Origin of the sequence: Micromonospora sp. U56, assembly GCF_018070095.1 — a bacterium.
GTDB classification, from domain to species: domain Bacteria; phylum Actinomycetota; class Actinomycetes; order Mycobacteriales; family Micromonosporaceae; genus Micromonospora; species Micromonospora purpureochromogenes.
In genome coordinates, this window is record NZ_JAGPYL010000109.1 from 1 (window position 1) to 21,256 (window position 21,256).

Genomic DNA, 21,256 nt, shown 5'->3' on the forward strand with positions numbered 1-21,256 from the left:
GCGGTCGGACGGCCCCGACGGTCGGCACCTCGGCGCGTGGGCCGTCCGGGCGGTCCGCGGGCAGCGCCGGCGCGACCGGGGGCCGGCGGCGCGCCGGGGCCTCCGGAACCCGCGCCCCGCCACCACGGCGGCCCCCCGTCGGTGTGCTGCCTGCGCCTCCGTGCCTGCCGGTCGGGTGGAGCTCCGGTGGGAGACGGACCTGCCCGCTGCCGCCGACGGTGACGGTGACGGCGCGACCGCGCTCCCCGAACGTCGTCGCGCCCGGCCTGGTCCACCGGACCGGCACCGCGCCGGTCCCGGCCGCGGAAACCCCGGCGGGCGCAGTCGGCGCGGCGACCGCCGTGGGCGCCGGGTGCAGCGGCCGGGCGGCGAGCGTCTGTACGACGTGAACCGCCCGGCGGAAGGAGCCGGTGGGCGACCCACCCGGCGGGACCGGCCCGGCATCGCCGGTCGATAACGCGGGTACCGAGCCGGTGACCCATGGCAGGGCGGATCCGGTCGCGGGGGTCGATCGGGTGCCGGCGTGAGGGGCAGCCGCACCCACCGTCTGCCGCAGCGGTGCACGCGCGACGGGCACCGCGGCGGAGCCGGCGACGGGCGCGACGGGGGCCGAAGCGGCGGAGGCCACGGCAGGCCGTGGCCGTCCCGTGCGGGATGCGTCGGTGTGCCACGGGCTGGTGCCGTCGGCCGGCACTCCCGCAGGCCGTGGCGTGACGCGGGTGACCGGCGGGGCCGGGTCGGGCGGGAAGGGCAGCCGTTGCACGGCGGGCACGGATGGTGCGGAGGCGTGGAGAGGAACCGGCCGCCCAGCACGGCCGGGCGCGCCCGACGGCGGAGACGGCGGGGCGGCAGCGGCCGGGGGCGCAACGCCGGCGGTCCCGGTGTCCGCGCGCGGGGTGGTGTCCGCGTCGGCGGCGGTGGCCGGGACCGTGGGTGCGATGCGGGCCACCGTGCCGACATGGGCCGATGGAGCGTGGAAGCTGTCACGAGCGGCGTGCGGCTCGTCCGGTTGCGCGCGCCGCGGTTGGCCGGCCTGAATGACCGCGCGCTGTACGACAGGCGCACCGCTCGCGTCGGCGGTGGGTCCGGCTGCTCCGCCCGCAGCAGGCGCGACCGGTCCGAAGTGCGGCCCCGGCAGGAGGGGCGCGATGGCCGGCGTGGAGGGTACGTCCGGGCCGTCGTGGGCGGCTGGCCTGTCCGCCGTCCGGCGCGAGGTCGCGGCGCTGTCTGACATCCCGGCCCCCGGCGCTGCCCCGCCGGACCCGGCCGGTCTGCCGGCTGTCCCGGGCGGTGGGGACCCGGACTTCGGCGGTGTGCGGCCTGTCCCGGCCGGTCTGCGGACTGTCTCGGCCGGGCGCCCCGACTCAGCCGGTGTGCGGCCCGTCCCGGACGTTGTGGGGCCGGGCTGGGCCTTTGTGGGGCCCGTCCCGACCGCTGTGCGGCCCGTTCCGGACGTCGTGGGGCCGGGTTGGGCCGTTGTGGGGCCGGGTTGGGCTGGTGTGCGACCCGACCCGGACGGCGGGCGGGACGACCGCGCCCCCCACGATCCCGTCGCGCCGGTCCTGGGCGCCGGACAAGCCGTTGCGGCGGTCGTTGTGGACGCGCGCTGGGCGGGCGTCGGGGGAGTGGCGGGGTGCAGGGGCGGCGCCGACACAACCCCTGGAACACCCGTCCGGGCGTTCCCGCGCGCGGTGGGGGGCAGGGCCGGCAGGGGGTCGCCGAGCCCGGTTCGGCCAGGGGCACGGGGCGACGGCTTCGCCGGTGCGGGCGGTCTGGCCGGCGCCGGCGTCGCTTGTCCCGAAAGGACCGGCCGGGGCGGCGGTGGTGCCGCCGGGGACGCGGGCTGCGCCGCTTGGGGTGCGGGCACCGGTCGGGGCGGCGCGGCCCCGGTGGAGGTGTCCTGCGCGGCGCTCGCGGCGGCGTCCTGCGACGCCACCGGGGCACGGTGCGCCAGGGTGGGTCGCTGCGGCCCATCGGAGGCGCCCGGCCCATCGGAGGCACCCGCCGGTGGCGCCGTCGACGGATGCCGCGCGGGCAGCGAGAAATCGGGACCGGAAGCGTTCCCGACCGGCGGAGCCGATCGGGCCGGTGACGGGGATGCCGCCGCCGGTGGCGATTGAGCCGGTGAGGGCGATGGAATCGCCGGGGCCGGCGGGGGGACCGGGGCGCGCCGTGAGGTCGTTCCGCCCCCCGCCCGCTGGACCGCGGGCAGCCGCCGGGCGGACCGTACCGCCGGCGCCGTGGTCCAGGCGCGGTGACGCCCTGCGACCGGTGTCCGGGGGACGACCGCTGCGCGGGCCGGTGACGCCGGGTCCGTGGTGCCCGCGGCCACCGATGGCGCCGCCTCGGTGGCCGTCGTCGGCTCGGACAGCCACGCTGGCTGCACGTCGGCTTCCGGCGGCGGCGTCGGCGAGGCCAGTGGTAGGCGCTGCACGGTGCTGGCCGAACCCAGGGGCGGGACCGGCGCCGCGCGCAGCAGGTCGTACGCCAGACCGGCCGGCGCGTCGGGGCTGACGAGGTGGCCGGGCGCGGTGTGCAGGGTCGGGTCCTGCCGGGTGGTCAGCCGGGCCTCGAAGCGGTGCGGATCGGTGAGCAGGCCCGGGTCGCTGTCGAAGGTCCGCCGCGGCGGTGCCAGGGACCGCCAGCCGACATCGGCGGGCCCGGCGTCGGGAGACGGCGTACCCGTTGCCGGGCGCTCGGCCTCGGACGGCGTGTCCCGGCGGCGTCGGCGTAGGAGGTCGCGTAGGCCCACTTACTCGCCTTCGTTCATGCGGGTGTTGATGCGCGCGATCTGCTCGACGTAGCGCAGCCGCTCCTCGTGCGTGAGATCGAGGATCTCCTGCTGGGACCAGTGGAAGTGGTAGGCGACGTACGCGACCTCCTCGTAGAGCCGGTCGGCCACGTACGTCACGATTCCCCCGGGCGACCACCGGCGATGTCCACCTCGAAGCTCGCGTCGCAGGCGGGACAGGTCACGGCGGCGCGGGTGTGGCCCTCCGCGTTGATCCGCCGGTAGAAGTCCTGCAGGAAGGCCAGGTCCGAGGCGAACAGCTTCTCCACCAGTTCGGCATGGACCTCGGTGATGCTGCCGATGCGGGTGATGACCAGGCTGAGGAGCACGACCGACAGGTACGCGGGGTTCTGCTTGACGCGCAGGTCGATCAGCGGTGCGAGTTCGTCGCGAGCCGTGGCCAGCCGCATGCTCCCGTGGCGGTGCACGGTGCCGGAGTCGTCGACGTACCCGCGCGGCAGTTCGAACTCGAACTCCGTCTGCAGCTTCGGCGGCTGCGTGGTCCGCGCCGGTGGCGTCCCCGGCTCCGCGCCGGAGCCGTGGTCGTCCTCGGCCCGTTCCGCGAGCGCCAGCGTGGACACGGTACGTCGTCTCATGAGGTGGTGATGTCCTCGAACACCACGGTGACCTTCTCCGTCGCCGCCGACGGCTCGCCCGCCTTGAGGCTGGGCCCTTCCCACTTGCTCACCCAGGCGTTCTTCATGTCGAAGCGACGCTGGTTGGAGTTCTCGGGGTCGACGAGGATGACGCTGATGTTCTTCCGGGCGGCGGTGACCGCGCCCTTCTCGAAGGTCTGCTTGATCCACTCGGTGAACGAGCTGCTCTTGTCGAGCCCGCGCGTGATGGTGACCTCGCCGCCCTTACGGGCGCCGGGCAGCTTCCGGATGATGTACTCCCCGGTGGGGGTCACCTGGTTCACCTCGATCGCGTCCAGCTCAACCGTCAGGCCGCTGACCTCCTGGACGGACTCCACCTGGATGCCGCCCAGCTCGACCTGGAACTTGTGGACAATGAGGGTGTCGCCGGTCTCGGGCATGTGTCGCTACCGCCTTTCGGGTCTTACTCGCTGACGAGGCTGGTGCTGTCGGAGAACTGGGCCAGCCGGAAGACGACGAACTCCGCGGGCTTGACCGGGCAGATCCCGATCTCGCACACCACCTGGCCCCGGTCGATCACCTCCGGCGGGTTGGTCTCGCGGTCGCACTTGACGTAGAACGCCTCGGCCGGGGAGCTGCCGAACAGGGCGCCCCGCCGCCACTCCTCGAGGAGGAAGGCGGAGATGTTGCGCCGGATGGTGCCCCAGAGCCGTTCGTCGTTGGGCTCGAAGACCACCCACTGCGTGCCCAGCAGGATCGACTCCTCCAGGTAGTTGAACAGGCGGCGGACGTTGACGTACCGCCATGCCGGGTCGGAGGAGAGGGTGCGGGCCCCCCACACGCGGATGCCCCGCCCGGGGAAGGCGCGCAGGCAGTTGACGCCGGCCGGGTTGAGCAGATCCTGCTCACCCTTGGTGACGTTGTTCTGCAGTTCGATCGCGCCGCGCACCACCTCGTTCGCCGGCGCCTTGTGCACCCCGCGCTCGGTGTCGGTGCGGGACCACAGGCCGGCGACGTGTCCGCTCGGCGGCATGAACCGGTTCTGCCCGGTCGCCGGGTCGAAGACCTTGATCCAGGGGTAGTACAGGGCGGCGTACTTCGAGTCGTAGCCCGCTTCCTCCTGCCGCCAGGTGAGCACCTGCCGGGCCGTCATGTCGGGCAGCGGGTCCAGCAGCGCCATCCGGTCGCCCATCTGCTCGCAGTGCGAGATGACCGCGAGCTGCACGGCCTTGACGTCCTCCGCGCTGACCAGCCCCTGCTCGTACCCGCTCATCAGGTCGGGCACCGCGACCATCGTGATGTCGTCGATCGCCTCCAGGCCCCCGAAGCCGGTACGCGCGTCGGGGTCCCCGACGTACTCCTCCGTGGACAGTGCGGCCGGCAGCACCTCGGCGGGCGCCGGTGGGGACGGCAAGGCCACGGTCTGCTTGGCGGGACGGGCCAACGCGTTCGCCGGGGCCGCCTCCTCCACGGTGATCAGCCGCGACCGCTCCTTCACCTGCGTCACCACGTACGCCTTGGTGTTCCTCTTGACCGACACGTCGAACGTCTCGGCCACCGTGCCGTTCTGGTGCACCAGCAGCCGGAAGCGGTCCTCGCCGACGCCCTCGCCCTCGGCGTCGGTCACCTCGACTGTGATCTCCCCGCGGCCGGCGGCCTCGGGCAGCGCGGCGACCTTGAACGTGCCGAGTGCCGCCGGCTCGCCGGTCGGCAGTGCCCGCGGCGCGTCCGTGCCGGCGTTCGATCGCGCGCCGTTGCGGGCCACCGCGCCGATCCGGACCACGTAGCAGATGCCCCCGCCGTTGGCGAAGTAGCCGTACACCGCGCGGCCCAGGTACGCGCCCTCGACGACGTCCCCGAAGACCTGGACGTACTGGCTCCACGTGGTCACCAGGGTCGGGGTGTGGAACGGGCCCTTCTCGGCGAGGCCCACGAAGGCGCCCACCGAGGTCCCCACGCCCTCGATGGGGCGGGAGCCGCTCGGAACCTCCTCCACGTACACGCCGGGGGACAGGTACGACGGCATAAACGCTCCTCTTCACGGAAGGTCGGTGCTTGGACAGCTTCCCGGCGGGCGGCGGGCGCCGGTATGGCCCGGCGGCTCCGAGCACGGGCACTTTCCCTTTCCCGGAAGGGCAGCCCGTGGCCGGAGCAGCCGTCAGCCCGCCGCGCCCTCGGGTGATCGCGGTCAGCCCGTGTTGACGCGGGCCTTGGTCAGGTCGACGGCGTTGGGGATCATCGCCTGTGGCCGGACCAGGTCCTTGAGCAGGAACGCCATCAGCTCCATCGCGGGCATCGTCTTCAGTCGTTTGGCAAGCTGCGGGTTCACCTTCTCCAGCCGCATGATCTCCACCACCGCGCGCTGCGTCAGGCCGGGAATGATGTCCTTGCCCATCAGGACGTTGTGGTGCAGCAGTTCGGGATACTTGATGGGGTTCGGCTCCGGGCCGTACACCATGCGGTTGCCGGAGTCGGTCACCGCCTGCTGCCGGGCGACACCGCGCACCTGACGCTCGGTGCCATCTTCGATGACGGCGAAGGCGGTGATCGACGCCATCAGGTCTTCCTCGGAGATGTCACCGCGCTGGAACTCACGCATCCGGACGGTGTCTCGCTGGTCCGTCGGCTTGCGAGTCGGCAGGTACGACCGTGTGTGGGTCCGGTCCGCCCGGTCCGCCTCCAGGACCGGATACTCCCGCTGGGCGAAGTCGCTCAACATGATCCATCCGCTCGTCAGCAGGCCCGAGTCGAGGATGTCCAGCTCGATGCGAGCCGGCTTGGCGTCCGGGTCGGCCTGGTCCTTGCCGAACCGGGTGTCCCGGCCGACGTCAGTACGGCCGCCGGGTTCGATGAACCAGAACGTGAACGCGTCGTTGGCCAGGGCGACGCTGTCGTACCCCTGGGTGTTGTTCGGCGCGTCCGGCGTTTCCTGCTCCAGGACGGTCTTGGATTTGAGCTTTTTGTCGCCGACGACCATCGCGTCGGCCCGGGGTTGCGTGGTGTAGTGGCTCAGCACGGAGGAGCGCAGCTGCCGCTCCAGGTCGTTGGTGACCTTCGTCACCCAGTCCCCGCCCTTGCCGGCCTGGATCTCGGCAGCCATGTCGCTGCGGTTCAGCTCGGACAGCTCCATGAAGTACGCCGAGCCGGACATGCCGTAGTTCGTGGCGCTGTCGGCGAGGGCGTCTTCCTTCCACAGCGCGCCCTGATCGGTCATCTGCTCGTACGGCCGCCGGTCCGCCTCCGGATGCTCCTCGGCCCGTTCGATCTGGGCGGCGAGGATCATCTTCTCCTGCTCGACGGCGTCGCGGACGTGCTGGAGGTACCTCTGGCCGGCAGGATCGTCGCGGACCTCTTCCGCGCAGTCGGCCGTCGCCTGCAGGATCGGCATGAGCAGACCAATGCACTGCAACGGCTCGCGGACCGTCGAGGTGTCGTACGCCTTGATCTCCTGCTTGACCCTGTCCAGGGCCGGGCCGGTCGGCGCCGGAGCGGTGAGCAGGGACCCGAGGCGGCCGAACATCCCTCGTGGCTTGGACGCCGCCGTCACCCGCGTCTCGATCTCCTCGCCGCCCTTCCGCTGAACGACGGGAGCCTCGGTCGCGACGCCGGCCGGCGTGGTGGCGGCGGCGTGTCGTTGGGCCGGGACCGGACCGCTCATGACCCGGTCGGCGTTGGCCGCAGCGGCGCGTTCGAAGCGGTCGGCGGGGTCGGAGACGGAGACCCCGGCGCCGATGTCGGTGCCGGTGACCGGGCCTTGGCGCTGCTGGATGACGTGAGTGAGTTCGTGCGCGAGGGTGTGCTTGTCGGTGGCGCCAGGGCCGATCACGACGTGGTTGCCCGAGGTGTAGGCGTGGGCGTCGAGCTCGGTGGCGGAGCGCTGCGCGGTCGTGTCCGTGTGGAGGCGTACGTCGGTGAAGTCGGCGCCGAGGCGGGCTTCCATCTCGGCGCGGAGCGGCGCGTCCAGTGGCCGGCCGGGGGAGCCCAGCACGTCGTGGACGGAGCGTTGCACGCCTACGCCGTCGACGTGCTGCTGCTCGATCACGCGCGCTGTCGCGGCGTTTCCGATCGTGCGTTGCAATGTCAGGACCTGTTCGGCCGAGAGCGCTGAGGCGCTGCCGGCGTGGGCGAATGACGGCGTTGGTGCGGTCGCCCGCGCGGCTTGCCGAACGCGGTCGGGCCGGTCGATCGTTTCCGGGCGCTCCTGTGCGCGCATCACGCTTCTCCTCGGTCGATTCCTCGTTTCCAGGGGTACGGCAGGTGCTGTCCTGCGGGAAGGGCCGGAAGGGCCACCGGAGGGCAGAGACCGCTGCCCCGACGGTCAAGGGGCGTTGACCAGCCGGGCAGCGAAGGGACGGCGGCATCGCACGTCAGCGGGCAGTCAGGTACGCCCCGAACTCGCTCTCCAGCAGCAGCCGCCCGAGCTTGCCGTACTCGCGCCGCACGGCGGCCATCAGGTCGTCGGTCGTCACCGCCCGGTCCGCCCCCGCGGCGAGGTACGCGGCGGTGACCGCGCACGCCCGGATGCTGCCCCCCGCCAGCTCGAACGCCCGGGCGCAGAAATCCAGGTCGAGATCCTCGGCGCGGGGCAGCGCCGGGCCGAGGCAGCGGTCCCACAGGGCGCGCCGCTGCGCCTCGTTTGGCAGCGGGAAGTCGACGATCACGTCCAGCCGCCGGGTGAACGCCTCGTCGAGGTTGGCCCGCAGGTTGCTGGTGAGGATCGCGACCCCGTCGAAGGACTCCATACGTTGCAGCAGGTAGGCGCTCTCCAGGTTGGCGTACCGGTCGTGGGCGTCCCTGACCTCCGAGCGTTTGCCGAAGATGGCGTCGGCCTCGTCGAACAGCAGGACCCCGTTGACACCGGCGGCTTCGGTGAAGATGCGCTCCAGGTTCTTCTCGGTCTCGCCCACGTACTTGTCGACCACGGTGGACAGGTCCACCACGTACAACTCGACGCCCAGGTCGGCGGCGACCACCTCGGCCGACATCGTCTTGCCCGTGCCGGAGTCGCCGGCGAACAGCGCCGTCACGCCGCGACCGCGCCCGCCGCCGGGGCGCATCCGCCACCCGCCGAGCACCCGGTCGCGGTGGCGTACCCGCATGGCCAGCTCGCGTAACTGCTCCAAAACCGGGTCGGGCAGGACGAGGTCGACCCAGCCGACGGCGGGTTCGACCCGCCGGGCCAGCTTTTCCAGCCCCGCCCCGTTCTGCGACCGCACCCCGGCGCGCAGGTGTTCGGGCCCGACCTGCGCCGCGCCCTCCAGCAGCGCCCGGTGGCCGGCCGTCTCGGCGGCGCGCCGGACCTGGTCCGGCGTGAGCAGGTACGGGGCGAGCTCGCGCTCGGGGTCCAGGTCCGCGCCGGCGGGGGTGCCCGCCCGCGCACCGAACCCGGCCCACCACAGTGCGCGGCGGTCCCGTACGGACAACGGCTCGGCCGCCACCAGCAGCGGGGAGCGTTCGGCCCAGAAGGGATCCCACCCGGTGCGGCCGGTGAGCAGGACGGGTACGGCCAGCGCGGCGAGTCCGCGCAGCAGCCGGGAGCCGCCTGGCCTCCCAGTGGGGTCCAGCGCGTCCACCGGGCCGGCGACCAGCCCTCCGCCGCGCAGCCGCGCCTCGCGTGCGGCGGCGGCCAGCGCCTCCTCCGGCGCGGGGTCGGCGGCCAGCGCGTCGAGGTCGAGGCGCAGCACCGGAGCGCCGGTCGCGGCCAGCGCCGCCGCGGCGAGCGCCTGCGCCGCCGCGCCGGGCCGCACCCGCACGTACGCCATCCGCTGTCGGTCGCGCATGGCGGCGGCGAGCCGCTCCGCCGACGCGGGCCGCCAACCCGGGTCGGGCTCCTCGTACCGGGCGAGGCCGGCCACCCGGGCGTCGCCGGTGTCGTCGCCGAGCAGATGGGCGGTGACCCGGTCGGGCACCCGCAGCGCGCGGGAGAGGAAGGGCCGCTCGGCTGCCTCCTCGACCAGCAGGAGACCGCCCGCGACCAGCGGCGCGGACGCGGCGAAGCGGCCACGCGCGGTGGCCGAGGAGGGGACGGCGCCGCACAGCTCGAGTGCCAGCCCGATCGACGCCCGCCGTCGGGTCACGTCGTCGTTGAGGTAGCCGTACAGCCGCTCGAACCGGGCGTCGACGTCGGGCAGGAGAGCCAGCAGCAGCAGTTCGACGTCCAGTGGCGCGAGCCCGAAGTCGCGGGCCAACCGGCGCAGTCGCGGTTCGCCCTGGTGCGCGTCGGTGTCCGCCTCGACGGCCAGTCCCTCGCCGTCGTCGTCGTCCCGGGGCGGCGGCGTGGCGGTGTCCAGCAGCCGGTCCGCCATCTCGTCCGACACGTACAGGCCCCGGAACGCGTCGTCCGGCGCCGGATCGGCGCGGCGGCGCTCGTCCACGGCGCGCCGGACCTGCCGCTCGATCAGGCGGAGTCGGGCGAGCAGGTGGGTCGCGGGCGTCGCGGGGGCGGTCACCGCTGTGAGCCGCGGATCGGGGATCCGGACCCGTCGCGGTGTCGCGCGGCGCCTCGGGTGCGGCGTGCGCCGACCATCGACAGGGCAGATCCCTGCTCGGCGTCGGCGGGACCGGCGGGCGACGCGACCGGGTCGCTGTAGCGCAGGGCGGCGGTCTCGACCGGCCCGTCGGCGGGGTCCGCGGTGCGTAGCCGCAGCCCGTCGACGACCGGCTGGGCGGCGAGTGTCCGCCGGGCCGACAGGGGCGCGACCACGACCAGGTCCAGCGACGGCTTCAACTCTCCACCGAGCGCCGACCACACGTCGGCGAAGGCGCGATCCTCCCCGGGTGGCCGGGCGACGGTCATCGGCACGGTCAGGCCGAGCGTCGCCAGGGACCCCGTCAGCCGTGCGGGCGGCAGCGCGTCGTGCCGGATCAGCGTGCCGAGCAGGGTCGCCAGCAGGCGGTGTTCGTCCTGGGCGCGGTTGGTCCACGCCGTCACCAGGTACGACAGGGCGAAGTACCGCGCGGGGTCGTGCAGCGCGACCGTGGCGCCCCGATCGTCGTACTCGGCGATGGCGCCCTGTCTGCGGCGCGCAAGGTCCTCCCGGATGTCGTAGAGGTACAGGTTGACCGTCGGTGCGTTGCGCCGCGCGGCCCACTCCCTCGTGGGCGCGTCGAACGTGACCTCGACCCCCGTGCCGGCCAGCGCGTCGTCGGTGACCAGTCCGCGCAGGGCCTCGTCGACCTCGTGGATCACCCGGTCACCACCGCCGGTTGACGTGGCCGGGCGGCTGCAGCGGCGGCAGCACCACCCGGAACGGGGTGGTCACCGGGGCGAAGCCGGTGCCGGACGCGGTGATCTCGCGGGGGCCGAGCCGATCCTTCGGCAGCACCAGCAGTTGGGCGGCGAAGGTGCCGTCCGGCGCCGCCACGGCCGGTGCGGTCGCGGCGGTGATGCCCACGTTCCAGGCCAGTCGCACCCGGGCTCCGGGGGGAAAGTCGGTGCCGCGTACCGAGGTGACGAAACCGGGTGGCCCGATCGCCGGCACGGCGACGATGCGCGGCTGCAGCACCCGCAGCGGCGCGCTGGCGGTGTCATTGGCCGGTGCGGCGTTGCCGCCGGTGGTCGTGACGACGCCGGCGACGGTCGCGGCCAGGGCCGCGTCGGGCGTCAGCACGAACGTCACTCTGGTCGCCCCGCCCGGGGCCAGATCGGGCAGCCGACATCCCGCCTGCGGGGCACACCCCGGCGGCGAGGCCGCGACGCGGACGCGGGGCGGCAGCGTCGGGTTCAGCCGCAGGCCCGTCGCCCGCTGCCCGCCCGCGTTGCGCACGGTGTAGGTGACGCCGGCCGAGCCCCCCACGTACGCGGGTGCGGGGGTGACCGAGACGGTCAGCGCCGGGTCCGCCGGCGCGGTCGGTGGCGGCTGCACGATCCGCACGTCCGTGCGAGCCCGGTTGTCCGCCGGCACGGCGTCGGTCACTCCCGGGTTCACCGACCACGAGAGCGGGAAGGAACCGGCGGCGATCCCGGTCAGCTCGACCCGTACGGTCAGCGTGCGGCCGACGCCGATGGCCTCAAGGTCGCAGCCCGCTGGGGTGAGCCGGCACGTCCCCCGCTCCGGCACCAGCGCGGTGAGCTGCACGCCGGACGGCACGGTGAGGTCGAGCCGCACGGCGGGCGCGGGGCTCGGCCCGCGGTCGGTGACCGACAGGGTGAAGGCGGTGCGGCCACCGACGGTGGTTGTCGGGGGTGTGGTGACGACGGCGGTCGCGACATCGACCGACCGCTGCCAGGTCGGCTCCTTCTGCCGACCGGGCAGCGCGCCGGTGATCGACGTCAGGCGCCCCGTCGTCACGTCGTAGACGTGCAGCGCCTCCCGCGAGTTCTGGTCACGCGCGCGCCGCGCCGAGAAGACCAGCCGCTGTCCGTCCGGCGACCAGCTCACGTCGCGCGGTTGGAACGGGCCGTCCGGCTGCGGTGGAACCGGGGCGGCGCAGGAGGCCCCGGACGGCGGGAAGAGCAGCCGGCAGCGGGTGCCGTCGACGTCGGTGAGGACCAGCCCGTCCTCCCGGCGGTTGAACGCGATCTGGCGGCCGTCCGGGGCGAAGGCCGCGCTGTCGTCGACGACGTCGCAGTCCCGCCCGCAGACGGCGCGCGTCAGGTCCCGCTGGTCGAGGCCGTCGGTGGCGTTCGCCGTCCAGACGTGGGCGCGGCTGGCCTCCTCGTTGTAGCGGCCCCGGGTGAACGCCAGCACGGTGCCGTCCGGCGACCAGGCGGGTTGGGTGTCGTCGAGCCCCGCGTACGGCGGGGGCGTCGGCACGGCCAGCAGTTGCTGCCCGGTGGAGGCGTCGACCACGATCACCCGCGCCGGGCGGCCCGGTCTGCTGCGCACCAGCGCGATCCGGCTGCCGTCGGGGGACCACTCCGGGTCGCGCTCCAGGTCGTCCGGACCGCGACCGGCCACCGGCAGCAGACGTGGCGAGGTCCCGTCGGCGTCGACGGTCCAGATGCGCTGGACGCGGCGCCCATCCACCGTCTCGAACCGGCTCACCGCGATGCGGCGCCCGTCCGGGGAGTACGTCTGGCGCTCCGTCCACGGGTCGCCCTCGGTCGGCTGCCACATGAACCGGGAGTCCCGCTCCGCTTTGGGATCCTCGCGCAGGATCGACAGGCGCAGGTCGCGTGGATCGACTCCGTCGGGGCGGATGTCCTGCAGGGTGGCGGTGAGTCGGTCGGGGGCGCTGTTGCGGATCACGATCAGCGACGGGGACGACTCGCCGGGCGCGGTGTAGAAGGCCGGGAAGCTCAGCTGCCGGTCCTCGGCCAGGCGAAGCTGCGCGGTGCAGGAGCAGCCGTCGTCGCGAGGCACCCCAATGTAGACCAGGTCGACCTGGCCGAGCGGACCGCCGTCCGGTGGGGTGCGGCTGACGAACGCGAGCGTGGAACCGTCCGGTGACCAGGCCGCCTCGCGGCTCTGCCACTCGACCGGCAGCAGCAGACGGTCGCCGGCGCCCGACGGGGACACCAGATGGATCTTCTGGTTGGTGGAGCTGTCCGGATCGCAGGTGTAGGCGATGCGGTCGTGCGCAGGGTTCGGGTCCCAGGCCGGTTGGCCCGCGCCGGTGGGCTCGCTGGTCACCTGCGTCACTGCGCCACCGGCGACCGGCATCCGGTAGACCTGCGGCACCTCGCCGCCGCGCCGCCCCTCGAACGCCAACGACGTGCCGTCCGGGGACCAGCTCGGCCACCTGTTGTCGCCGACTCCGTCGGTGACCCGGCGCAGTCCGGTCCCGTCGACGCCGATCACGAAGATGTCGTGTCCGGAGCCGCCCCGGCCGGCGCCCGAGTCGAACGCGACCCGGTTGCCGTCCGGCGAGATCGTCGGATGGGCCTCGCTGGACGTGTTCACGGTCAGCCGCAGCACGGGGCCGTCGCCGCGGCGCAGGTAGACCTCGGTGGTGGTGGCGTCGCGCAGGCTCACCCAGGTGATCGTGTCGCCCCGCGCCGACACCTCGTCGTCGAAGTGGTCCGGGCCGATCGGGAAGAACGGCAGCGAAACAGCGGCCGCGCCCTCTCCGCGCACCACGCCGATGCTGCGGTGCTTCGTGCCGGCGTACGCGATGCGCTCCTCGGCCACCGGTGGCGTGGCCGGTGCGGGCCGGGGCGGCGCGGCCGGCGGTGCCGACGCGGCCAGTCCGGGCAGCATGACGGCGGCCGCTGTCGTTGCGGCCACGATGGTGGGCGTTCGGCGCTGACCTCGCAACGGGACCTCGACAGGCGGTGCGGTGGACGGCAGGGGCAGGCGCGGCTCCCGACCCGTCCGCACGACGCTTGGCGGAGGCCGCACCACATCCGTCCATACTCGACCCGGTGGCGTCGGGCGGCAGGGCCCGACGGGCACGGCCCCGGGCAGGAGCCGCGACCCGATCGGGCACCGTCCGGACGCCCGGGTCCTGCCGACGGTTCAGATGAGCCCCTGCCGCAGCGCGTACGCGACCGCGTGCGTGCGATTGCGCAGGCACAACCGGCTCGTGATGTCGTGCAGCACGTTCTTCACCGTCCGCTCCGAGTACGACAGCTTCTCCGCGACCTCGCGGGTGTCGAACCCGTCGGCGAGCAGGCGGAGCACGTCGATCTCGCGCGTGGTCAGCCCGAGCAGCGTTAGGCCACGCGGGTCGAGCACCTGGCGTTGCAGCCGTCCCATCTGTGCCAGCAGTCGGCCCAGCAGGTCCGCGGGGATCGCCCCTTCGCCGCGCACCGCCGAGCTGACCGCGTGGACCAGGTTCTCCGCGCTGGCCTCCCCGCGGCGTACGACGCCCACCACCCCGCACTCGACCGCCGTGGCCAGCCCGGCATCGTCGATCCGCGCCGGCACCAGCACGAGCTTCGCGGTGCTGGTCCGGCCCAGCCGGCGCAGCTCACGGGCCGCCGCCTCGTCGAGACTGTCCACGACCACGAGCGCGACCGCCGCGTCCTGCTCCTCACCGGGCGCCAGCATCCGTAGCTCCGGACGCGACCGTAGCTGGCTCTCCACCCCCTGCCGCGAGATCGGATCGTCGGCGTGGACCCAGACCGGCACGCGGTTCATGGAAACCTCCCCATCGCTGGGCGCCCACTCGGCAGCCCGCGGCGCAAGGGTGGGGGGAGCGGCTTTGCGTCCACCTAACGCCGGCCCGGACGGGCACCCGGCCTGCCCGTGAATGTTCCCGTAAGGCGGGTTTCCCCGTTCCCGCGTGGGCCTACAGTCGGCCGACATGAGCGCATCCGCCAACCTGGCTCTCACCGAGGTCACCGTCACGCCGGGCGGCGAGGCACAGGTCACGATCAGCGTCCGCAACACGGTCGACATCGTCGAGGCCTACCGGTTCGAGATGGTCGGCGTACCCGCGGAGTGGGTGACGATCGAGCCGCCGGTCCTGTCGCTCTACCCGGGCACGGCGGAGACGGTGACGGTCACGTTCCGGCCGCCGCGCTCGTCGCAGGTGCCCGCCGGCGGCATGCCGTTCGGGGTGCGCGTGCTGCCGTCGGAACATCCCGAGGCCGCCGTGGTCGAGGAGGGGACGCTCGTCGTCCTGCCGTTCGCCGACGTCGCCGCGGAGTTGCGGCCGCAGGTGCGCGACGGGCGCTGGCGCGCCCGCTATCGGCTGGAGACGGAGAACCGCGGCAACCTCACGGAGCAGCTTGCCTTCGACGCCACCGACACGGCCGAACAGCTCACGCTCGCCGTCCGGCCCGCGCGGGCGACCCTGGCGGCCGGCGAGCGGCTCGAGCCCGTCCTCGTGGTGCGGGCGAAGAGCCTGCTGTGGCGGGGCGAGCCGAGGCATCTCCCGTTCCGCACGCAGGTGCTGCGGGAGGACGGGGTGGCCAGCACGGTCGTCGGCACGTTCGTGCAACGGCCGATTCTCTCCGCGTGGCTGCTCAAGCTGCTGGCGCTGCTCCTCGCTCTGCTGTTGGTGCTGCTCGCGCTCTGGTTCGGTCTGTTGCGACCGGTGGTGCGTTCGGCGGCGCGGGAAGCCGTCGACGGGACGGTCGAACAGGCCGCGGTGCAGGCCGCGGACCGCGCTGCGGACCAGGCGGTCGACAAGCAACGGCGGCAGACACCCGAGGCGCCGAAACCGCCGGCGGGGGGCGGCACGGAGGACGGTGGTGGCCGCAACGGTGGTGGCCGCAACGGCGATGGCGAGACGCAGTTCTCCACGGCGATCTCGTTCCGCACGAATCCGGGCGGCTCGGCGGAGCGGAGTTACACGGTTCCTGCCAGGAAGATCTTCCTGCTCACCGATTTTCTCGTGGACAACCCGCAGGGCGACGAGGGCACGCTGAGCGTGAGCGCCAACGGCGTGAAGATTGTGACGTACGGGCTGGAGAACTTCCGCGAGCAGGACTACCACTCCGTGACGCCGATCCGGGTGCCGGCCCGGGCCCAGGTGACGCTGACGGTGGCCTGCCGCAGGCCGGGCACCCCGGTCAACGCCAGAACGCCCAGCACGTGCTCCGAGTCGCTGTACGTCAACGGGATCATGGCGGACGCCACCGGCTGACTGCATGCTGCCGCCCAGGCGTCGCTCACCGCTCACGTCGTTGGAGTCGCCATGTGCACTCTCCACAGCGGGCCTGGGGAGTGCGGCAACGACCTGGCGGTTCAGAGACTCACCCGCGGGGCGACATCAGCGCGAGTGCACTGACAGCGAGTCCTTGCACGGTCCGAAACAACCCGAGAAGCAGGGTAGGGCTGGCGCGGGCGCTGTCGGCCGCTGGCCTGCTGGTGATCGAGTGTGAGCAGTCTGCCCGCAGACCGCGCCGAGGCAAGGGTAATCGACCGACCACGCAGATCGCTTCTGAGCTGCGGGTTTCCGAGAAGTCAGTACGCGATTGGCGGCGTAAGTGGACTGCTGGCGGGACGGATGCCCTGGCCTCGGCCGGGCCGGGTGGTTCGGACTGCAAGCTCTCTGTTGACCAGCAGAAGGAACTCGCTGAGGTGCTCGATGACGGGCCGGTCACGCAGGGCTGGGACGATGCCCGCTGGACCCTGGCCAGGGTCGCCGACGTGATCGAACGCCGCTTCGAGGTCACCTACAGCCTGCGCGGGGTGTCGCATCTGCTGCACCGGATGGGCTACAGCCTGCAGGTTCCCACTGTCGGGCGATCGAACGCGATCCGGAAGCGATCGCCAGTTGGCATCGCCGGCGGTGGCCGTCGGTAAGAGGTTAGCGGCGGCGCGGGGCGCCTGGATCTGCTTCCAGGACGAGGCGGGCCAGGTCCTGCGGCCGCCGGTGAGCAAGACGTGGGCCCGGCGCGGGAACACTCCCGTGGTCGAGGTCTCGGGCAAGGGCTCCGGCCGGGTCCCGGTCGCCGGCCTGGTCTGTCTCAAGCCCGGACAGGGCGGCCGGCTGATGTGGCGCACGAGGCTGCACGGCGGCCGTGCAGGTGAACGCGGCAGCTTCAGCAAGGACGGCTACATCGCCTTCCTCGACCAGACCCACCAACGCCTGCAGGCGCCGATCGTGCTGATCTGGGACAACGTCAACACCCACGTCAGCCGCCGCATGTACGCCCTGATCGCGGGCCGGTCGTGGCTGACCGTGATCCGGTTGCCCACCTATGCCCCGGACCTCAACCCGGCCGAGGGAGTCTGGCGCTGGATGAAACGCGGCCTGACCAACATCGCCGCCCACGGCATCGACCACCTGGCCCGCCTGGTCAAACAACGACTACGGGCCTGCCAACAGCAGCCCGGCCTCCTCGCCTCGTTCCTCGCCCAGACCGGCATGACCCTCGAACCCGAACTGCCCTGGTGAGACAGACTTCACCGTTTCAACCCTGGGAGCCGGGCCGGTTGGGGGCACCGCCAGCGACGGGCTCGCCTAGGCTCCGCCGGGTGATCGTGCGGAGGGCCAGCGTGGCGGATGTGGCGGTGCTGGCGGAATTGCGGGGCATCGACGGGGACAAGCTCGGGGCGTACGCCGGCTGGGTGGCCGCCCATGCGGAGACGCACCTGCCGTTCGTCGCCGAGATCGACGGGTACGTGGTCGGCACCGCCTGGCTGCTCGTCGCGGAACGGGTGCCCAGTAACGAGTCGCTGGACCGGTGGTACGGCGACATCCAGTCGGTCATGGTCCGCGAGGAGTACCGCAACCGCGGCATCGGCGCTGCGCTGATGGCCGCGATCCTGACCGAGGCCCGTACGCGGGGGCTGCTGCACGTGACCGTCCACTCCGGTCGCCGCGCGGTCGACTTCTACCTGCGCAACGGCTTCAGCCATCACCGCCAGATCCTGCTTTGGGAGCCGTCCGCCTCCTGATCGGACCGGTCGGCCGGTACCGGCGCGACAGCCGGACCGGGGCGGCCAGCCGGCCCGCAGCAACGTCATGGAAATGGTCCGGCAGCTCGAACAGCCGATCGAGGACCGACCGCCGGCACAAAGCAGGCCGGCGCGAACCCGAACTGCCCTGGCGATACAGACGTCAGCCTTTCAACCTCTGTAGCTCGGCGAGTTCCGCCAATCCGACGTACCGCATCGCGTCCATGGCTCGTTTCAGACGGAAGGGCTCGTTCACCTCGACAGCGAAGCCCAAGCCACTACCCATCGCTGTGTTGTAGACACGCAGCAGGTACGAGAGCTGCACGATGCCTCGTGGAGTGCCCTCGGGAGCCTCGCCATCTGCGCCGTAGTCAGCGGCATGGTTCCAGATGATGTGTAGTTCATCCAGGCCGGCGCGCCTCCACACCTCCTTCACCTCATCCACGGCGCACCCGAGTCCGACGCGAGCGGCTGGTGTCATGAGGTCGAGGTCGGATCACAAACGCAGGGTATCGGGCGGGCAACCCTGCTGGTCGGCGCACGTCAATCAAGGTCAGGTGCACGGATGTGCCGCGATCCGCGCCAAGCACGGCGCCGTGCCGCCGCGCTCGCGATGGAAGCGTGGAGCCGAACCTGGACCAGAGGGTGAGGTTGGGCTGGACCAACCCCTCGCCGCCCGATCCAACGTGGTACGACTACGCGTCATGGACGAGTACCCACCCGGACGACCTCGCCGAGCTTCGAGCTGCCTTCATGGTGGACGACGCCGGTGAATCAGCTCTGGGCTGGTCAGGCGTGCACGCCTTTGAAGCAGAGCATGGGATCGTGCTGCCGGAGCCGTACCGAACCTTCGTCGCGGAGATGACCGACGGATCGTTCTCCGGACCACCGGACTTCGGTCTCCTCGGCGTAGCCGAGATGCCCGATGACTGGGGCAACGACCGCCCGGTGCGCGAGTTGGCGGCCTCGTTCCCGCTGAACGAGGCGTGGCTGTGGGAGGAGGACTCCCGGCCGTCGGAGGAGATCAAGCCGCTGCTCGATCCCGTCCTCGACCATGGATCTATCGTGCTCGGCACGGATGGCTGTGGGATGTACTGGCATCTCATCGTGACCGGCCCGCATCGCGGGCACATCTGGAATATCAGCGGCGAGGGCGCGATGCCCTTCGGAGCGGAGTTCGGCTACACCACCGGGGCGTCGGGGTTCGTCGGGTGGGTTCGGCACTGGGCGGCCGGCAAACCATGGTTTGACGCTGCCTGAATCGGTCGCTGCCGTCAGTGATGGCAAAGACCGATTCCGCTTGATCTGCCACCCTCGTCCGTGTGGGTACAGGAGCGACGTACACGCACAGGTAGGCATCCGCTCATAGCCGCGATCCGCGCATTGAGCAGTCGCATGCCGACGGCTCACCTACGTTGACCTGTGGTGTCAGCAATACGGTCGCGCCGGCTGCAGTAAGCCGGTCGGCAAGCAGTCTCATCTCAGACGGTGTGCCGGTGATACCGAGGCCGGTCAGCGCGGTGTATGCGCCGGCCGCTTCACTGATCGTGGCCCCGCCCTTCCTGAACGCCGCGAGGAGATGCACTCTCAGCCGGCCGCTGGCAGCCGGATCGGCTTGCAGCCGGACCAGGCCGACACGGGCGATGAGCGCCTCCCGCACGATGCCGGGCATCTCACCCCAACCATCCACCTCCGCGGCCCTGCCGCACCCGCTACACCGAATCGAGACTGCCCAGGCGAGCCTGTCCCCGTCGATCGTCTCTGTGACAACACCAGCGGTCAAAGCGCCGCACTCCGGACACGGCTCGATCAGTTCATGCCCGATCAACTCCACGTCGCCCACATCCGGGACGGTAGCCGCAACGGGACTGTAAGACGAACGGCTCTGGCGCAGAAACGGTGGTGACCTGAGTCCAGAGTGGTCGGTGCTGTGGGGAATCCTGACACCGGTGCGATGTGATCAAGGCGGTCTTCCCTCAGTTGTCGGGGCTGGTTATCGAGCGGGTGATCGATCAAGGGGTGGTGGTACGGGTCGTCGCCCGCACGCCGGTGGCCCCGGTGCCGTGCTCGGGATGCGGGCAGCTCAGCGACCGGGTGCATGCGTATCACCAGCGTCGGCTGGCTGACCTTCCCGTTGGTGGGCGCTGCGTGGTGGTGCAGTTGCGGGTCCGGCGCCTGGTCTGCCGGGAGGGGTCGTGCCCGCGGCGGACGTTTCGGGAACAGGTGCCCACGCTGACTCAGCGATGGGCGCGGCGGACCCGGCAGTTGACCGCTTTGGTCGCCGATCTGGCGGTGGCCGTTGCCGGCCGGGCCGGCGCGGCGGTGCTGTCCCGATTGGGTGTGCGGGTCTCCCGCAGCACCGTCCTTCGGGTGCTGATGACGGCGCCGGTTCCGGCCGGGCCGGTGCCGACGGTGCTCAGCGTCGACGACTTTGCGCTTCGCCGGGGCCGCCGGTATGCCACCTTGCTGATCGACGCGGTCACCCATCGCCGGGTCGACGTGCTGCCTGATCGGAAGGCATCCACCCTGGCCGGGTGGCTGCGCGAACACCCGGAAGTCGAGGTGGTCTGCCGTGACGGGTCGGCCGCATATGCCGAGGCGATCCGCGACGGCGCGCCGCAGGCGGCGCAGGTCAGCGACCGGTGGCACCTGTGGCACAACCTGGCCAAGGCGGTCGAGAAGACCGTAGCCGGGCACAGTCGCTGCTGGCACGACAGTCCAGTCCGCCCGAACCAGCCTCTGGACCAGCGCACTCGCGAGCGGCATGCGGCCGTGCATGCCCTGCTCGGCCAGGGAGTCGGGCTGCTGGAATGCGCCCGCCGGCTCGGCTGGGCACTGAACACCGTGAAGCGGTACGCCCGCGCGGCCACCGCAGAGCAACTCCAGCGTCCACCGCGCTACCGCGAGACGCTGGTCGACCCGTTCCGGGACCATCTGCGGCGCCGACGCGCCGAAGACCCCCAGGTTCCGGTGACCCGGCTCTTGGCCGAAATCCGCGCACTCGGCTACACCGGCAGCGCGAACCTGCTGGTGCGCTACCTCAACCAGGGCCGTGCCGACGCCGAGCGCACCCCGCCGTCACCGCGCCGCCTGGTCTCCTGGCTCATGACCAAGCCAGAGCATCTCCCCGCCCACCACCGCGACCACCTGCAAGACCTTCTCGCGCCCTGCCCACGCCTGACCGTGCTGGCCCGGCGGGTCGGCGAGTTCGCCGGCCTGCTCGTCCGCCGTCGCGGCGAGGACCTGGACGCCTGGATGACCGCCGTCGACGCCGACGACCTGCCCGCCCTGCACGGCTTCGTCCATGGCATGCGCATGGACCTGCCCGCCGTCGTCGCCGGCCTGACCCTGTCCTACAGCAACGGCCCGATCGAAGGCGCCAACACCAAGGTCAAGTTCCTCAAGCGGCAGATGTACGGCCGAGCCGGATTCGCCCTACTCCGGCAGCGGATCCTGCTCGCCTAGATCGTCACCCCGACCACCGTATCTGCGCCAGAGCTGTTCGTTTGATGCGATGAAGGAGCGGGGCCTCCGCTCCTCGTGACAGTCACCCTGGTCAGGGGTTTCCCTGGGGTTGTCACGACGTACCACGACGAAGGAGGCCCCTGTGGACGAGTATGACGGCCGGCAGT

17 protein-coding genes are annotated in these 21,256 nt (G+C 72.4%); 6 read left to right on the forward strand and 11 right to left on the reverse strand.

The genetic code is table 11. From position 1 onward, the window contains the following. Positions 1-2,752 precede the first annotated feature (2,752 nt). The 9 genes from KBX37_RS26950 to KBX37_RS26990 all read right to left on the reverse strand — a co-directional run bounded on the left by KBX37_RS26950 (position 2,753) and on the right by KBX37_RS26990 (position 14,411). Positions 2,753-2,911, reverse strand: a complete 159-nt coding sequence (locus tag KBX37_RS26950) for a DUF6760 family protein (protein WP_210778694.1) — start codon at positions 2,909-2,911, stop codon at positions 2,753-2,755. Then, positions 2,908-3,387, reverse strand: a complete 480-nt coding sequence (locus tag KBX37_RS26955) for a hypothetical protein (RefSeq protein ID WP_247659015.1) — start codon at positions 3,385-3,387, stop codon at positions 2,908-2,910. Before KBX37_RS26955 ends, KBX37_RS26950 begins: the two co-directional genes overlap by 4 nt. Next, positions 3,384-3,827, reverse strand: coding sequence for a phage tail protein (locus tag KBX37_RS26960; RefSeq protein WP_210778695.1), 444 nt, complete (start codon positions 3,825-3,827; stop codon positions 3,384-3,386). Before KBX37_RS26960 ends, KBX37_RS26955 begins: the two co-directional genes overlap by 4 nt. A 23-nt stretch (positions 3,828-3,850) precedes the next feature. Continuing rightward, entirely contained in the window at positions 3,851-5,413 is a 1,563-nt protein-coding gene (locus tag KBX37_RS26965) for a phage tail sheath subtilisin-like domain-containing protein (protein WP_210778696.1), read from the reverse strand. A gap of 162 nt (positions 5,414-5,575) precedes the next feature. After that, entirely contained in the window at positions 5,576-7,429 is a 1,854-nt protein-coding gene (locus KBX37_RS26970) for a DUF4157 domain-containing protein (protein WP_307849217.1), read from the reverse strand. 325 nt (positions 7,430-7,754) lie between these two features. After that, positions 7,755-9,836: an ATP-binding protein gene (locus KBX37_RS26975; protein WP_307849218.1), complete on the reverse strand. Its 2,082-nt coding sequence runs from the start codon at positions 9,834-9,836 to the stop codon at positions 7,755-7,757. Beyond that, positions 9,833-10,576 carry a DUF4255 domain-containing protein gene (locus tag KBX37_RS26980; protein ID WP_210778698.1) on the reverse strand — a complete coding sequence of 248 codons (744 nt, stop codon included), beginning with the start codon at positions 10,574-10,576 and terminating at the stop codon, positions 9,833-9,835. Before KBX37_RS26980 ends, KBX37_RS26975 begins: the two co-directional genes overlap by 4 nt. A 4-nt stretch (positions 10,577-10,580) precedes the next feature. Then, a complete protein-coding gene (locus KBX37_RS35710) occupies positions 10,581-13,556 on the reverse strand; it encodes a DUF11 domain-containing protein (RefSeq protein ID WP_210778699.1) in 2,976 nt (991 codons plus the stop codon). Positions 13,557-13,787: 231 nt separating this feature from the next. Then, complete coding sequence (locus tag KBX37_RS26990; protein ID WP_210778700.1) at positions 13,788-14,411, reverse strand: response regulator transcription factor; 624 nt, start codon at positions 14,409-14,411, stop codon at positions 13,788-13,790. A gap of 166 nt (positions 14,412-14,577) precedes the next feature. Here KBX37_RS26990 and KBX37_RS26995 point away from each other — a divergent pair, with 166 nt between their 5' ends. The 4 genes from KBX37_RS26995 (at position 14,578) to KBX37_RS27010 (ending at position 17,624) form a co-directional block, all read left to right on the forward strand. Continuing rightward, positions 14,578-15,864, forward strand: coding sequence for a hypothetical protein (locus tag KBX37_RS26995; protein ID WP_210778701.1), 1,287 nt, complete (start codon positions 14,578-14,580; stop codon positions 15,862-15,864). A 224-nt stretch (positions 15,865-16,088) separates the two neighbouring features. Next, the gene (locus tag KBX37_RS36085) at positions 16,089-16,526 is read left to right on the forward strand and encodes a winged helix-turn-helix domain-containing protein (protein WP_374103915.1); all 438 of its coding nucleotides are present in this window, start codon (positions 16,089-16,091) and stop codon (positions 16,524-16,526) included. Continuing rightward, a complete protein-coding gene (locus KBX37_RS27005; RefSeq protein WP_307849219.1) occupies positions 16,513-17,121 on the forward strand; it encodes a transposase in 609 nt (202 codons plus the stop codon). The genes KBX37_RS36085 and KBX37_RS27005 overlap by 14 nt, the downstream gene beginning before the upstream one ends. 80 nt (positions 17,122-17,201) lie before the next feature. Further along, the gene (locus tag KBX37_RS27010) at positions 17,202-17,624 is read left to right on the forward strand and encodes a GNAT family N-acetyltransferase (RefSeq protein ID WP_307849220.1); all 423 of its coding nucleotides are present in this window, start codon (positions 17,202-17,204) and stop codon (positions 17,622-17,624) included. Positions 17,625-17,787: 163 nt separating this feature from the next. Here KBX37_RS27010 and KBX37_RS27015 read toward each other — a convergent pair whose 3' ends face one another. Then, on the reverse strand, positions 17,788-18,069 hold the full coding sequence (locus tag KBX37_RS27015) for a hypothetical protein (protein WP_210778703.1): 282 nt from the start codon (positions 18,067-18,069) through the stop codon (positions 17,788-17,790). 176 nt (positions 18,070-18,245) lie between these two features. On the opposite strand from KBX37_RS27015, the gene KBX37_RS27020 reads away from it, so the two are divergent. Next, the gene (locus tag KBX37_RS27020; RefSeq protein ID WP_210778704.1) at positions 18,246-18,884 is read left to right on the forward strand and encodes an SMI1/KNR4 family protein; all 639 of its coding nucleotides are present in this window, start codon (positions 18,246-18,248) and stop codon (positions 18,882-18,884) included. A 103-nt stretch (positions 18,885-18,987) separates the two neighbouring features. On the opposite strand, the gene KBX37_RS27025 is transcribed toward KBX37_RS27020, so the two are convergent. After that, positions 18,988-19,467 carry a hypothetical protein gene (locus KBX37_RS27025; RefSeq protein ID WP_210778705.1) on the reverse strand — a complete coding sequence of 160 codons (480 nt, stop codon included), beginning with the start codon at positions 19,465-19,467 and terminating at the stop codon, positions 18,988-18,990. A 116-nt stretch (positions 19,468-19,583) separates the two neighbouring features. Between KBX37_RS27025 and KBX37_RS27030 the strand changes: the two genes are divergently transcribed. Beyond that, the gene (locus KBX37_RS27030) at positions 19,584-21,089 is read left to right on the forward strand and encodes an ISL3 family transposase (RefSeq protein WP_210778710.1); all 1,506 of its coding nucleotides are present in this window, start codon (positions 19,584-19,586) and stop codon (positions 21,087-21,089) included. Positions 21,090-21,256 lie beyond the last annotated feature (167 nt).